The 14385-nt window shown below is 68.4% G+C and carries 14 protein-coding genes; 4 read left to right on the top strand and 10 right to left on the bottom strand.

Going from position 1 to position 14385, the window contains the following annotated elements:
* The first annotated feature begins 707 nt into the window (after window positions 1-707).
* The 4 genes from CHC02_RS28510 (at window position 708) to CHC02_RS28495 (ending at window position 3314) form a co-directional block, all read left to right on the top strand.
* On the top strand, window positions 708-1268 hold the full coding sequence (locus tag CHC02_RS28510) for a tetratricopeptide repeat protein (protein WP_089394745.1): 561 nt from the start codon (window positions 708-710) through the stop codon (window positions 1266-1268).
* 152 nt (window positions 1269-1420) lie between these two features.
* Window positions 1421-1912, top strand: coding sequence for an RNA polymerase sigma factor (locus tag CHC02_RS28505; RefSeq protein ID WP_279615570.1), 492 nt, complete (start codon window positions 1421-1423; stop codon window positions 1910-1912).
* Window positions 1909-2703: an anti-sigma factor family protein gene (locus CHC02_RS28500; RefSeq protein ID WP_089394743.1), complete on the top strand. Its 795-nt coding sequence runs from the start codon at window positions 1909-1911 to the stop codon at window positions 2701-2703. Before CHC02_RS28505 ends, CHC02_RS28500 begins: the two co-directional genes overlap by 4 nt.
* Window positions 2700-3314, top strand: coding sequence for an START domain-containing protein (locus CHC02_RS28495; RefSeq protein WP_089394742.1), 615 nt, complete (start codon window positions 2700-2702; stop codon window positions 3312-3314). Before CHC02_RS28500 ends, CHC02_RS28495 begins: the two co-directional genes overlap by 4 nt.
* A gap of 269 nt (window positions 3315-3583) precedes the next feature.
* Here the strand turns inward: CHC02_RS28495 and paaZ are convergent, their stop codons facing one another.
* The 10 genes from paaZ to paaK all read right to left on the bottom strand — a co-directional run bounded on the left by paaZ (window position 3584) and on the right by paaK (window position 14262).
* Window positions 3584-5635 carry a phenylacetic acid degradation bifunctional protein PaaZ gene (gene paaZ / locus CHC02_RS28490; RefSeq protein WP_089394741.1) on the bottom strand — a complete coding sequence of 684 codons (2052 nt, stop codon included), beginning with the start codon at window positions 5633-5635 and terminating at the stop codon, window positions 3584-3586.
* Window positions 5636-5933: 298 nt separating this feature from the next.
* Window positions 5934-7010, bottom strand: coding sequence for a 1,2-phenylacetyl-CoA epoxidase subunit PaaE (gene paaE, locus CHC02_RS28485; RefSeq protein WP_089394740.1), 1077 nt, complete (start codon window positions 7008-7010; stop codon window positions 5934-5936).
* A 25-nt stretch (window positions 7011-7035) separates the two neighbouring features.
* Window positions 7036-7569: a 1,2-phenylacetyl-CoA epoxidase subunit PaaD gene (gene paaD, locus CHC02_RS28480; RefSeq protein WP_089394739.1), complete on the bottom strand. Its 534-nt coding sequence runs from the start codon at window positions 7567-7569 to the stop codon at window positions 7036-7038.
* Window positions 7556-8317 carry a 1,2-phenylacetyl-CoA epoxidase subunit PaaC gene (gene paaC / locus CHC02_RS28475; protein WP_089394738.1) on the bottom strand — a complete coding sequence of 254 codons (762 nt, stop codon included), beginning with the start codon at window positions 8315-8317 and terminating at the stop codon, window positions 7556-7558. The genes paaD and paaC overlap by 14 nt, the downstream gene beginning before the upstream one ends.
* Window positions 8318-8327: 10 nt before the next feature.
* Entirely contained in the window at window positions 8328-8609 is a 282-nt protein-coding gene (gene paaB, locus CHC02_RS28470; protein ID WP_009622486.1) for a 1,2-phenylacetyl-CoA epoxidase subunit PaaB, read from the bottom strand.
* 20 nt (window positions 8610-8629) lie between these two features.
* The gene (paaA, locus tag CHC02_RS28465) at window positions 8630-9622 is read right to left on the bottom strand and encodes a 1,2-phenylacetyl-CoA epoxidase subunit PaaA (protein WP_089394737.1); all 993 of its coding nucleotides are present in this window, start codon (window positions 9620-9622) and stop codon (window positions 8630-8632) included.
* 375 nt (window positions 9623-9997) lie between these two features.
* A complete protein-coding gene (locus CHC02_RS28460; RefSeq protein ID WP_089394736.1) occupies window positions 9998-10351 on the bottom strand; it encodes a DUF1428 domain-containing protein in 354 nt (117 codons plus the stop codon).
* A gap of 346 nt (window positions 10352-10697) precedes the next feature.
* Window positions 10698-12332 (bottom strand): cation acetate symporter, encoded by a 1635-nt coding sequence (locus CHC02_RS28455; protein ID WP_089394735.1) that lies wholly within the window; start codon window positions 12330-12332, stop codon window positions 10698-10700.
* Window positions 12329-12634: a DUF485 domain-containing protein gene (locus tag CHC02_RS28450; RefSeq protein WP_089394734.1), complete on the bottom strand. Its 306-nt coding sequence runs from the start codon at window positions 12632-12634 to the stop codon at window positions 12329-12331. Before CHC02_RS28450 ends, CHC02_RS28455 begins: the two co-directional genes overlap by 4 nt.
* Window positions 12635-12945: 311 nt before the next feature.
* Window positions 12946-14262 (bottom strand): phenylacetate--CoA ligase PaaK, encoded by a 1317-nt coding sequence (gene paaK / locus CHC02_RS28445; RefSeq protein WP_089394733.1) that lies wholly within the window; start codon window positions 14260-14262, stop codon window positions 12946-12948.
* Window positions 14263-14385: the final 123 nt, after the last annotated feature.

The raw sequence follows: 14385 nt of genomic DNA, 5'->3' as shown, positions 1-14385 counted from the left end.
CTGGACGAACACGAGCGAAATGATCGATACCTGACGATGCGAGTGTCACCCATGTGACTGAACTCATTTGTTACCCATGTGCTTGTCCTCTACATGCCCCGACATACGGGCCCGATGGAGCCGGGCTACCCTCGCGAATTCCCCCGCCACGGAGGCCCGCCCCGACAGCACGTCCCTGTGCTGATCGGGGCTCTCGCGACATCCATGTCGCATGACCTCCTGAGCGCCGGTTTCGCTCGGCCTTCTGAAGGGGCGTTCCGGTGCGCTCGGTTGTTTCGCTGGAAGTCCAAAATCAAGAGCGGCACGGCTCTTCGTAGGATCGAGGGGGACGCCTAGTTCTTGCTCGCGAACCCGCCAGTCACTGGGTTATTCCCCTTCGGGCCAGCGCAAGCGCTGTTCGCGATGGAGCCGCGTCCCGCGTTCGCGGGAATGACGGTGATAGATAGGCGTTTCAGGATGACTCAGGATTTTCCCTTCGCTCAGGACAGCCCCCTCTCCCGCTTGCGGGAGAGGGTTGGGGAGAGGGCGCTCTTAACCCAGCTGCGTAAGACCCAGGCATCCCCGCCAACGGCGGGTAACCGCAAAGGCTCTTCCGCCCCACGGGCAACCCCGACGAACGGGCGGAAAATCGCCGTGCGCGTCGAATAACGCCCCGCGCTGGGGTGTTCACTCCTGGCCACCTTCGTGATTGCCAGGAGATTGCCGAAATGACCCCGCGCCCCGCCTTCCGCCTACCACTGCTGCTGTTGCTGGCCTGCCTGGGCGCCGCGCTTTCCGGCGGCCCGCTGCGTGCCGATGGTGGTGGCGGCAGCGACGATGACGACAGGTCCCAGGCCGCGCCCGATTGCCCGGCCGGCCAGGTCCGCGACCGTACTGAAGAGCGCTGCGTCGAGCAGACCAGCGCCCGCCTGGGCGACGCCGACCGCACCGCCTACGCCTACCGCCTGGCCAAGGCCGGGCGCTACCAGGAGGCCCTGGCGCTGCTGGACACCCTGCGCCGGCCCGACACCGCCGAGGCGCTCAACTACCGCGGCTACGCCACGCGCAAGCTGGGTCGCGTGGACGAAGGCATCGGCTACTATCTGCAATCGGTACGCCTCGATCCGAAGTACGCCAAGGTGCGCGAGTACCTGGGCGAGGCCTACGTGACCCAGGGGCGCCTGGACCTGGCCCGCGAGCAGTTGCGCAACATCCAGGGGCTCTGCGGCACGGGGTGCGAGGAATACCGCGACCTGGCCCGGGCGATAGCCGGGTCCGCGTCCCTATGAACGAGCCTAGCCAGACGCTGCGGCCGCTGGCATGGGAGCACCCGCGGACCCCGGTCGTCGTGCCCGAGCGTCATCCACCCGGCCCGCCGTCGCGGCGGCCGCGCAGCCCAGCGGAGGCGACCATCGCACAACCTGCGGATATTCGCGCCGAGATCGGCCAGTACCTGGCGCGCCTGTGGCGCTACGCCATGGTCCTGGCGCACCAGCCCCACGTCGCCGACGACCTGGTGCAGGCCACCTGCGTGAGGGCGCTGGAGCGCGCTGCCCGGTTCAGCGCCGGCAGCCGCCTGGACCGCTGGTTGTTCACCATCCTGCGTTCGATCTGGCTCAACGAGGTGCGCGCGCGGCGGGTGCGCAGCGGCCACGGGGTGGTGGACGCGGAGAGCGAACTGGTGTTCGACGGCGAGCGCCAGGCCCAGGCCGAGGTGCTCGCCAGCCAGGTGCTGCGGCGCGTGGCGGCGCTGCCGGAAGCGCAGCGCGAGACGCTGTTCCTGGCCTATGTCGAGGGGCTCAGCTACCGCGAGGTGGCGGACATCCTCGGGGTGCCGGTGGGCACGGTGATGAGCCGCCTGGCGGCGGCACGCTTGAAACTGGCGGAAGCCGCGGTGCCGGACGCGGAACCGGCCAGGGGAGGACGGCGATGAACGAACATGGCACAGGCCCGCGGGTTTCCGACGAGACCCTGGTCGCCTTCATCGACGGCGAGCTGGACGCCGAACAGGCCCGCGAAGTCGAGGCGCGGATAGCCGCCGACGCCGAGCTGGCCCAGCGTTTCGACAGCCTCTGCTGCGGTGGCCAGGGCCTGGCCGAGGCCTTCGACGCGCTGCTGGAGCGCGCCCCGCTGGAGCGCCTGGGCGCCGGCCTGGCCAGCCTGCCGCTGGCGCAGCCACGGGCGCCGCGCCGCCGTGGCCTGGCGCTGGCCGCGGCGGCCTGCCTGGTGCTGGGCATGGCCCTGGACCGCCTGCTGCTCGGCGGCCTGCCGCTGCACCACGAGGAATACTTCAACTGGCGCCAGCGGGTGGCCGACTACATGTCGCTGTACACCGTGCAGACCCTCGACCACCTGCCCGGCGACCCGGCCGTCCACCAGGCCCAGCTGGCCACGGTGGGCGAGCGCCTGGGCCTGGCGCTGCCGGCGCCGGACCTGGCCCTGGAGGGCGCCCAGCTGCGCCGCGCGCAGATACTGGAGTACGACGGCATCCCCATCGCCCAGCTCACCTACCTGGACGAGCGCTACGGCCCCATGGCGCTGTGCATCACCCGCAGCGACGGCCGCGCCGCCGCGCCGCAGCAGGAGCGCCGCGAGGGCATGAACCTGGTGTACTGGCAGGACGCCGGCCACGCCTACCTGCTGATCGGCCACAACCCGCCGGAGGCCCTGCAGTCCATGGCCGCCGGCCTGCGCCAGCGCCTGGGGGGCGGGGGTGGGGTGTGAAAGCCTGGCTGGCGGGGCTGCTGCTGGTCGCCACCGCGCTGCAGGCGGCGCCCCGGGAACACTGGCGCCTGGCCCGTGACGAGGACGGCATCCGCGTCTACCTGACCGCGGTGCCCGGCTCGCGCTACCAGAGCTACCGTGGCGTGGCGGACATGCGCGCCGACGTGGGCACGCTGGCCGACCTGCAGGAGAACCTGCGGGTGGCCTGCAAGTGGCTGTACGCCTGCGCCGAACTGCGCTTGCTGAAGGCCAGCGGCGACGACGTCTGGCTGTACATGCGCACCCAGCTGCCCTGGCCGGTGCAGCCGCGCGACATGGTGCTGCAGGTGACCACCCGGCGCACCGCCGACGGCGGCCTGCTGCGGGACATCCGCGCGCTGCCGGACTACCTGCCGGCCGTGCCGGGGCAGATCCGCGTGCGCCAGTTGAGCGGCATCTGGAGCCTGGCGCCGCTGGGCGACGGACGCACCCGGGTGACCTACCAGATGCGCGCGGAACCCGGCGGCAGCGTACCGTCCTGGCTGGCCGACAGCTTCGTCGTCGACGCGCCGCTGGATACCCTGCGCACCCTCCGCGCCGTGGCCGAACGGCAGGCGCCGCGGCAGCCGTAGGTGGCGGTGAATAAAGCGACGGATGATCGCGGACGGAGTCCGCTCCTACGCCTCGCCCAACACCGTGCCCCTGTAGGAGCGCGCCCTGCGCGCGAATCGCGGGCAGGGCCCGCTCCTACAGTTCCAGGGAAGCACGGTCGTAGGAGCGGACTCCGTCCGCGATTGGCATCGGCCACGCCGGACGCCCCGGTGGCACGGGCAACCGCGCGCGAACGCAAAAAAAGACCGGCCCGCAGGCCGGTCGAGGGTGACACCGGAGTTGGCGACGATCAGGCGCGCTTGAGCACCAGGGTGAGGATGTCGTAGCTGGCCACCAGCTCGCCGAGCTGGTTGGTGACTTCCACGTCCCAGGCCACCACGCCCTGGGGCTCGCCCTTGGGGCTCTTCTTGCCCTGGTCGATCTTGCGCTTGCAGGTCAGGCGGGCCTGGATGGTGTCGCCGATGCCCACCGGGTTGATGAAGCGCAGGGTGTCCAGGCCGTAGTTGGCCAGCACCGGGCCGACGCCGGGGGAGACGAACAGGCCGGCGGCTGCCGAGAGCACGAAGTAGCCGTGGGCGATGCGCTTGCCGAACTGCGAGTCCTTGGCCGCCAGTTCGTCGAAGTGCATGTAGAAGTGGTCGCCCGACAGGCAGCCGAAGTTGACCAGGTCGGCCTCGGTGACGGTGCGGCGGTGGGTCAGCAGCGACTCGCCGATCTTCAGCTCGTCGAAGTAGCGGCGGAACGGGTGTACTTCGGTCTCGTAGACCTTGGCGCCGCGCACGTATTCGCCGGTGACCGCCATCAGCATGGTCGGCGAGCCCTGTACCGCGGTGCGCTGCAGGTAGTGCTTGACCGCGCGCAGGCCGCCCAGCTCCTCGCCGCCGCCGGCGCGGCCGGGGCCGCCGTGCTTGAGCACCGGCAGCGGCGAGCCGTGGCCGGTGGACTCGGCCGCCGATTCGCGGTCGAGGATGTGCAGGCGGCCGTGCAGGGCGCCCATGGCCGGCACCACTTTCGCCGCCACCAGCGGATCGCGGGTGATCAGGCTGGCCACCAGGCTGCCCTTGCCGCGGGCGGCCAGGGCGATGGCTTCGTCGAGGTCGTCGTAGGCCATCAGGGTGCTCACCGGGCCGAAGGCCTCGATGTCGTGGGCGCCGCCCTCGGCGTGCGGGTCGCGGCTGCGCAGCAGGGTCGGGGCGAAGAAGGCGCCTTCGTTCACACCTTCGCCGCGCGGGGCGAAGCCGTCCTTCGCGCCGAACAGCAGCTCGCTGGACTGCAGCAGGGCTTCCACGCGCTCGGCGACGTCGGCCTGCTGGGCGTGGGAGGCCAGGGCACCCATCTTCACGCCCTCCACCGCCGGGTCGCCGACCACCACCTTGGCGAGGCGATCACGCAGGCGCTCGGCCACCGCGTCGATGTGCCTGGCGGGGACGATGGCGCGGCGGATGGCGGTGCATTTCTGCCCGGCCTTGACGGTCATCTCGCGGGCCACTTCCTTGACGAAGAGGTCGAATTCCTCGTCGTCCGGGGTCACGTCCGGGGCCAGGATGGCGCAGTTCAGCGAGTCGGCCTCGGCGTTGAACGGCACCGAGTTGCGGATCAGGTTGGGGTTCACCCGCAGCTTGGCGGCGGTGTCGGCCGAGCCGGTGAAGGTGACGATGTCCTGGCCCTGCAGGCGGTCCAGCAGGTCGCCGGTGCCGCCGATGATCAGCTGCAGGCTGCCGGCCGGCAGCAGGCCGGATTCGTGCATCAGGCGCACGGCGGCTTCGGTCACGTAGCTGGTGGCGGTGGCCGGCTTGACGATGCAGGGCATGCCTGCCAGGAAGCTCGGCGCGAACTTCTCCAGCATGCCCCAGATCGGGAAGTTGAAGGCGTTGATGTGCACGGCGATGCCGCCGCGCGGCACCAGGATGTGGCTGCCGGCGAACTTGCCGGTCTTGCCCAGGGGCATGGCCGGGCCTTCGTGGACCACGTTGCCGGAGGGCAGCTCGCGGCCGCCGACGCCGGCGTAGGCGAACAGGGTGCCGGCGCCGCCCTCGATGTCGATCCAGCTGTCGGCGCGGGTGGCGCCGGTGTGCCGGGAAATCTCGTAGAGCTGCTCCTTGCGCTCGGTCAGGTACAGGGCCAGGGCCTTGAGGCGCTGGGCGCGCTGCTGGAAGTCCATGGCCATGAGCGTGGCCAGGCCCTGCTGGCGGGCGTGGGCCATGGCTTCGGCGAAGTCCAGGGCCTCTTCGTGGGTGCGCGCGATCAGTTGGCCGTCGAGGGCGCTACGCAGCGCCTGGGCGCCATGCTGGCCGATCCAGCGGCCGCCGATGAAACTCTGCAGGGTGGGCTCTTGGGCCATCACTCTATCCTCCAAAAGGTACGCAAGGGTGCCGGCCGGGGCCGGTGACCGCCGCGCCGGGTGGGCCGCGGCGGCGTGTTGGAACGGTGGCGGTACGAAGCCGCCGGATAGGGACGCCGGGGGCCTTGTGGGCACGAGGCGGTGAAACGTCAATCTGTTGTAGGAGCGGGCCCTGCCCGCGATTCGCGCACAGGGCGCGCTCCTACATGGAGACCGCGTAGGATGGGTGGAGCGAAGCGATACCCATCGCCGTGACCGCATGGGTTTCGCAAGCTCAACCCATCCTACGAAGAGCGGGTCAGAGCTGGTCGAAGTCGAGGACCACCTTGTCGGTCAGCGGGAAGCTCTGGCAGCTCAGCACGTAGCCGGCCGCCACCTCGTAGTCCTCCAGGGCGAAGTTGCTGTCCATCTCCACCTCGCCTTCGATCACCTTGCACTTGCAGGTCGAGCACACGCCGGCCTTGCAGGAGTAGGGCAGTTCGGCGCCCTGGGCGTTGCCGGCGTCGAGCACGCTGACGCTGTTGCGCGCCAGTTCGAAGGACAGCTCGCGGCCGTCGCTGATCACGGTGACCTGGCTCTTGCCACTGTCGGTCGCGGCGGCGGCCTGGCGGGCTTCACGCCTGCTTTCGCTGCCGGCGGCGGCGAACAGTTCGAAGTGGATGCGCTCGGCCGGCATGCCGTTGGCCCTGAGCTGGTCGCGCACGGTCTCGGTCATCGCCTGCGGGCCGCAGATGAAGGCGGCGTCGAGGTGCTTCACGTTCAGCCAGCGGCTGAACAGCTGGCCGCACTTGTCGGCGTCGATGCGGCCGTTGTACAGGTCCACGTCCTGCTGCTCGCGGCTGAACACGAAGATCAGGTTGAGGCGCTGCAGGTAGCGGTTCTTCAGGTCCTCCAGCTGCTCGCGGAACATCGCGGCGTTGCTGGAACGGTTGCCGTAGAGCACGGTGACGCGGCTGTGCGGCTCGGCTTCCAGGGTGGTCTTGACGATCGACAGGATCGGCGTGATGCCGCTGCCGGCGGCCACCGCCAGGTAGTTGCCGTGGCGCGCCGCGTCCAGCGGCACGTTGAAGTGGCCGGCCGGGGGCATCACTTCCAGGCTGGCGCCGGGCTTCAGCGCTTCGTTGGCGTAGGCCGAGAAACGCCCGCCGGGCACGCGCTTGATGGCCACGCGCAGCTCGCCGTCGTTGACGCCGCTGCAGATGGAGTAGGAGCGGCGCACTTCCTCGCCGTCCAGCTGGGCGCGCACCACCAGGTGCTGGCCCTGCTCGAAGCGGAAGCTGTCCTGCAGGTCCCGGGGGACGTCGAAGGCGATGGACACGGCGTCGCGGGTCTCCGGACGCACTTCCTTGATTTTCAGGCTGTGGAACTTGCTCATTGTTCTTCTCCGGCGGCGGCGCCGCTCAGATGCACTTGAAGTAGTCGAAGGGCTCGCGGCAATCGACGCAGCGGTACAGCGCCTTGCAGGCGGTGGAGCCGAACTGGCTGAGCTGCTCGGTGTGCAGGCTGCCGCACTGCGGGCAGCGCACTTCCGGCGTCTCGCCGAGCAGGCTGCGCTTGCTGGTGCTGCCGGCCGGCGGGGCGATGCCGTACTCGCGCAGCGCCTGGCGCCCGGCGTCGCTGATCCAGTCGGTGGTCCAGGCCGGGTCCAGGCGCCGCTCCAGAAGCGGCGCGGCGAAGCCGGCATGCTCCAGGGCGTGCTGGATATCCTGCTCGATGACCTCGGTGGCCGGGCAGCCGGAGTAGGTGGGGGTGACCACCACGTGCAGGTGCCCGTCCTGCCAGTCCAGGCCGCGGACGATGCCCAGGTCGACCACGCTGATCACCGGCACCTCCGGGTCCATCACCTGGCCCAGCACGCGCCAGGCCTGGCCGAGGTCGTCGGCGGAGCCCGGGCGCGCGCCGCGGTCGCTGGCGATCAGCTCACCAGGTCGCATCGGGGTAGGCCCGCTGGAGGAACTGCATCTCGGCCAGGAGGATGCCCAGGTGCTCGGTGTGCAGGCCGCGGCGGCCGCTGAGGTAGAAGTTCACCGCGGGCTCGGGTAGCGGCAGGGTGGCGCTGGCGAAGATGTCGGCGACCTTGGCGCGCCAGGCGGCGGCCAGCTCTTCCGGGTTGGGCGCCACACCCTCGGCGAACAGGCGCTGTTCCACCTCATCCGCGTTAGTCATCTCGACGGTGAAGCGCCAGACCTGCGGAATCGCCGCCAGCATGCGCGCGTGGCTTTCCTCGGTGCCGTCGCCCAGGCGCTCGACCCACTCGCCGGAGCGGCGCAGGTGGTAGGTGACTTCCTTCAGCGCCTTGGCGGCGATGGCGGCGATGCGCGCGTCGCTGGAGTCGCTCAGCTGGCGGAGCACGTGGAAGTGCCAGGCGTCGTAGAGGAACTGCTTGGTCATGGTCACGGCGAAGTCGCCGTTGGGCTGCTCGACCAGCAGCAGGTTGCGGAAGGCGCGCTCGTCGCGGCGGAAGGCCAGGTGGTCGGCGTCGCGGCCGTCGTCCAGCAGCTGCGCGGCGTACTCGTACCAGTTGCGCGCCTGGCCGACCAGGTCTAGGCCGACGTTCATCAGCGCCAGCTCTTCTTCCAGGGCCGGGGCGCGGCCGCACCATTCGCACAGGCGCTGGCCCTGGATCAGGGCGCTGTCGGCGAGGCGCAGCAGGTATTCGATCTTGTCGTTATGCGGGTTCATGCACGCGATCTCACATGTGGCCGACTTCGGGCGGCAGCTCGTAGAAGCTGGCGTGGCGGTAGACCTTGTCCTGCGCCGGGTCGAACAGCGGGTCCTTCTCGTCGGGGGAGGAGGCGGTGATCAGCGCCGAGGGCACCACCCAGAGGCTCACGCCTTCGTTGCGGCGGGTGTAGAGCTCGCGGGCGTTCTCGATGGCCATCGCGGCATCGGCGGCGTGCACGCTGCCGACGTGCTTGTGGTTCAGGCCGTGCTTGCTGCGCACGAAGACTTCGAAAAGGGTCCATTCAGCCATGGCGGTTATCTCCTCGCGGCTCAGGCGGCGTCGCGTTTCTGTTGTTTTTTCCGGGCATGGGCGACCGCGGCCTCGCGGACCCAGGCGCCACTCTCGATGGCGTTGCGGCGGGTGGCGATGCGCTCGGCGTTGCACGGGCCATTGCCCTTGAGCACTTCGTAGAACTCTTCCCACTGGATTTCGCCGAAGTCGTAGTGGCCGCGTTCCTCGTTCCACTTCAGGTGCGGGTCGGGGGCGGTGCAGCCGAGCAGCTCCAGTTGCGGCACGGTCTGGTCGACGAAGCGCTGGCGCAGCTCGTCGTTGCTCTGCCGCTTGATCTTCCAGGCCATGGACTGGGCGCTGTTGGGGGAGTGCTCGTCGCTGGGGCCGAACATCATCAGCGCCGGCCACCAGAGGCGGTCGATGGCGTCCTGGACCATGTCCTTCTGCGCCTGGGTGCCGTGGCGCATCATGGTCAGGAGGATTTCGTAGCCCTGGCGCTGGTGGAAGCTCTCTTCCTTGCAGATGCGGATCATCGCCCGCGAGTAGGGGCCGTAGGAGGTGCGCTGCAGCACCACCTGGTTGACGATGGCGGCGCCATCCACCAGCCAGCCCACCGCGCCCATGTCGGCCCAGTTCAGCGTCGGGTAGTTGAAGATGCTCGAGTACTTGGCGCGGCCGCTGTGCAGCTTGGCGATCTCTTCGTCGCGGTCGGCGCCGAGGGTTTCCATGGCGCTGTACAGGTACAGGCCGTGGCCGGCCTCGTCCTGGATCTTCGCCATCAGCTGCAGCTTGCGCTTGAGGGTCGGCGCGCGGGTCACCCAGTTGCCCTCCGGCAGCATGCCGACGATCTCCGAGTGGGCGTGCTGGGAAATCTGGCGGATCAGGGTCTGGCGGTAGGCGTCGGGCATCCAGTTCTTCGCCTCGATCTTGATCTCGGCGTCGATCTTCTCCTGGAAGGCGCGTTCCTCGGGGGACATTTCCTCGAGCGCCTTGACGCGCTTGACGCCAGTCTCGACCAGTTGTGCGTACATGCTGTGTCTCCAGCCTTTGTTCTGTTGTGGGGGAGGCCTTGGCCATGGCGCTATTTTTAAATGATACAGAAACCAATGTCTAACACTAAATAGTGTGTCGAATGTGTTTTTTGTATCGCTTTGGGAGTAGGCGCGGGGAGGGGAGCGATCGCCGATGGGCGGTTTGGGGCGGATGAGCGTAGGAATATGCCGCTATCTGGCTGGAAAATTGGGGTTTAGCGGCGTTATTGGTCGTCCGGGAGGCCGGGGGCTTCCCAGTGCGTCGGCGCAATGCTGGAGTGACGAGCGGAGGCTGGTAAAGCGATACGTAAAATATTGATCGTTCTTGATTGAATGTTTCCGATGGCGCCCGCCGGGGCGGGCGCCGCTGTCGGTTCAGGCGTCGACTATCACCTGGAAGCCGCCGAAGATCATGCGCTGGCCGTCGAAGGGCATGGACTGGAAGTTGTCCTTCAGGCGTGGGTCCTCCATCACCTTCTTCATCCCGGCGTCACGTACCTCGCGGGACGGCCAGGTGATCCAGGAGAACACCACGGCCTCGTCGTCCTTGCGTTTCACGGCCATGGGGAAGGAAGTCACCTTGCCTTCGGGGACGTCGTCGCCCCAGCACTCGACGACGCTGAGCGCGCCGTGTTCCTTGAACACCACGGCCGCCTGGCGGGCCAGCTCGGCGTAGGCCTCGCGGTTGGCGGTGGGGACGGGGACGATGAAGCCATCGACGTAGTTCATGGTGGGGCTCCCTTTGCTGTTTTGGGGGGAGGTGGGTCTCCCGTGGGGTCGATTGATAGTCGTTCAGGGTGGGGGAGGATCGACGGGGATGGGGAGAGAGGTGATGAGTGGTCGGGGAGTGAACTGGATGTTTTTGGTGTTTGATGGGAATTGGGTTCCCTCTCCCCAGCCCTCTCCCTGAAGGGAGAGGGGGCCGTTCGGCGTGGATGGGAAGTCATGCGTCAGCCGGAGGCTACAGGAGTACTCGGATGCCTCAACAGGCAGAGGACAGTCCCCTCTCCCTTCAGGGAGAGGGTTAGGGAGAGGGAGCAGAGGTCCGCTTGACGATGAAGCCAAACCTTACCTCTCAATGCCGACTGGCCACCGCCGCCCCAATTCCCGTCATCGACCGGATGAACTGCCCCAGGTAGCGCCCGCGCTCCGCCTCCGCCCGCGCCGAGCGGTCGCTCACGGAGAACCCCCAGGCGGCGAGGAAGGCCGCGCTCATGGAGAACAGCGCCGGGTTGCTGTAGGGGAACACCGCCTCGGCGTTGCCCAGCACCGCCACCCACACCGGCGGGCCGAGCACCAGCAGGGCGATGGCGCTGCACAGCCCGGCCAGGCTGCCGGCCACGGCGCCGCGGGTGGTCAGGCCCTTCCAGAACATCGAGAGGAACAGCACCGGGAAGTTCACCGAGGCGGCGATGGCCAGCACCAGGCCGGAGAGGAAGGCGATGTTCTGCGACTCGAAGAGCACGCCGAGGATCACCGCCAGCACGCCGATGCCCAGGGTGGCCAGGCGCGACACGCGCATTTCCTCGGCCTCGCTGGCCTGGCCCTTGCGCAGCACGCAGGCGTAGAGGTCGTGGGACACCGCCGAGGCGGCGGACAGCGCCAGGCCCGCGACCACCGCGAGGATGGTGGCGAAGGTCACCGCGCAGATGAAGCCGAGGAACAGGTTGCCGCCCACCGCCTGGGCCAGGTGCACGGCGACCATGTTGCCGCCGCCGATCAGGGCGCCCTCGGCGGTGCGGAAGGCCGGGTCGTTGCCGACCATGACGATGGCGCCGAAGCCCACGGCGATCAGCAGCAGGTAGAAGTAGCCGATGAAGCCGGTGGCGTAGAACACGCTCTTGCGCGCCTCGCGGGCGTCGCTGACGGTGAAGAAGCGCATCAGGATGTGCGGCAGGCCGGCGGTGCCGAACATCATGCCCAGGGCCAGGGAGATGGCGTCCACCGGGTTCGCCAGCAGGCCGCCGGGGGCCATGATGGCCACGCCCTTGGCGTGCACTTCGGTGGCGGCGGCGAACATCGCCTCGCTGCTGAAGCCGAAATGGCGCAGCACCATGAAGGCCATGAAACTGGTGCCCGAGAGCAGCAGCACGGCCTTGATGATCTGCACCCAGGTGGTGGCCAGCATGCCGCCGAAGGTCACGTAGCAGACCATCAGCGCGCCCACCACCAGTACCGCCTGCAGGTAGCTCAGGCCGAACAGCAGCTCGATCAGCTTGCCGGCGCCGACCATCTGCGCCACCAGGTACAGCAGCGCCACGATCAGGGTGCCGAAGGCGGCGGTGATGCGGATCGGCGCCTGCTCCAGGCGGTAGGAGACCACGTCGGCGAAGGTGTACTTGCCCAGGTTGCGCAGGCGCTCGGCGATCAGGAACAGGATGATCGGCCAGCCGGCGAGCACGCCCAGGGCGTAGAGCAGGCCGTCGTAGCCGCTGGCGAACATCATCGCCGAGATGCCCAGGAAGGACGCCGCGGAGATCATGTCGCCGGCGATCGCCAGGCCGTTCTGCATGCCGCTCAGGCCGCCGCCGGCGGTGTAGAAGTCGGCCGCCGAGCGGGTGCGCAGGGCGGCCCAGCGGGTGATGGCCAGGGTGGACAGGACGAAGGCCAGGAACAGGCCGATGGCGTGCCAGTTCAGCGGCCGTTCGGCGCCGGCGGCCAGGGCCGGTTCGGCCAGCGTCACGCCGGCGAGCAGGAGCAGCGCCTTCATGCCTGGGCCTCCTGCTTGAGCCTGTCGTTCAGCGGGTCCAGCACCTTGTTGGTCCGGTGCACGTAGAGGCCGGTGAGCAGCACCGAGAGCAGGATCAGGCCGACGCCGGCGAGCATGCCCACGCTGGTCACCCCGCCGGCGAGCGGGCGGCCCAGCAGGCCGGGGGCGAAGGCCACCAGCAGGACGAAGCCGTAGTAGGCCAGCAGCAGGGTGGCGGTGAGCGTCCAGGTGAGGCGTTGCTTGCGGCGGACGAGAAGGAGGAAGTCCGGGTGTTCCCGGAGCCGTTCCAGGGGCAGGGTCATGGCGCGCTCTCTGTTGTTGTGAGGTTGTCGAGGCGTTTGTGTGATACGTAAATTCTAATTAAATATAAAATTACGTGTCGCGAATGGATTGTCCCCCAGGGCGCGCGGGCTGGGGAGGGTGGAGCGGCAGGAGTTCGTGACGGGATGTTGCAGGAGGCTGCGCTTTTCGTGGGAGCGAGGGGGGCGCCTAGTTCTTGCTCACGAACCTGGGCCGCTTAAGAGCGTTCGCGAGCAAGCTCGCTCCTACAGGGTGTGGCGCCGCGGGCCAATGAAAAACCCCGCCGCAGCGGGGTTTTTCGTGGAACGGGCGATCAGCCCTGGTTGCGCTTGTCGAACACGTGGCAGGCCTTGCCTTCGGAGCGCTTGAGGCTGTGGAAGGGCTGGATCAGGATGCGCGCGCTGATGCCGATGTGCGTCTTGACCTGCTTGCTCAGCTCGTTGGCCACCTGCTTCTGCTGCTCGGCGTCGAGCTGCAGGTCGTGCTTGAGTTCCACGTGCACGTCCATGCTGTCCATGTTGCCATTGCGATACAGGTGTATCTCGTAGACTTCTGCTAGCTGTTTTACTTTCAGCACCTGCTCCTCGATCTGCGTGGGGAACACGTTCACCCCGCGGATGATCAGCATGTCGTCGCTGCGCCCGGTGATCTTGTCGATGCGCCGCATCGGCCGCGCGGTGCCCGGCAGCAGGCGGGTCAGGTCGCGGGTGCGGTAGCGGATCATCGGCAGCGCTTCCTTGGACAGCGAGGTGAACACCAGCTCGCCGTATTCGCCGTCGGGCAGCACTTGCCCGGTGGCCGGGTCGATGATCTCCGGGTAGAAGTGGTCTTCCCAGACGGTCGGGCCGTCCTTGGTCTCGGCGCATTCCATGGCCACGCCCGGGCCCATGATCTCGGACAGCCCGTAGATGTCCAGGGCGGTGATGCCCAGGCGCTCTTCCACGGCGCGGCGCAGCTCGGCGGTCCAGGGCTCGGCGCCGAAGATGCCCAGGCGCAGCTTGAGGCTGTGCGGGTCGATGCCCTGGCGCTCGATCTCGTCGGCCAGGTTGAGCATGTAGGAGGGGGTGACCATGATGATGTCCGGCTGGAAGTCGCGGATCAGCTGGACCTGCTTCTCGGTCTGGCCGCCGGACATCGGGATCACGGTGCAGCCCAGGCGCTCGGCGCCGTAGTGGGCGCCCAGGCCGCCGGTGAACAGGCCGTAGCCGTAGGACACGTGGACCTTGTCGCCCTTGCGCCCGCCGGCGGCGCGGATCGAGCGCGCCACCACGTTGGCCCAGGTGTCGATGTCGTTCTGCGTGTAGCCGACCACCGTGGGCTTGCCGGTGGTGCCGCTGGAGGCGTGCAGGCGCACGATCTCGCTCTGGGGCACGGCGAACATGCCGTAGGGGTAGTTGTCGCGCAGGTCGTTCTTGCCGGTGAAGGGGAACTTCGCCAGGTCGTCGAGGGTTTTCAGGTCGTCGGGGTGCACGCCGGCCTCGTCGAAGCGCTTGCGGTACAGCGGGACGTTCTCGTAGGCGTGCTTCAGGCTCCAGCGCAGGCGCTGCAGCTGGTGCTGGCGCAGTTCATCGACGCTGGCGGTCTCCAGCGGGTCGAGCAGGGCACGTTCGGCATCATGGTACATATTCATGGTTTCACTCGATTTGTTCTTGTACGCCAGCCCGCGTGCGGGCTGCGAGTGTCATGGGGGCAGCATACCGCCCCCGCCGGTTCCGGTCTTTGTGGCCTTGGCCAGAATCTTTGTTCTGCCTGC

It is taken from the genome of Pseudomonas delhiensis (genome assembly GCF_900187975.1).
GTDB lineage: Bacteria > Pseudomonadota > Gammaproteobacteria > Pseudomonadales > Pseudomonadaceae > Pseudomonas > Pseudomonas delhiensis.
The sequence above is the reverse complement of the archived record's forward strand: the minus strand, read 5'-3'. Positions and strand labels throughout refer to the sequence as shown.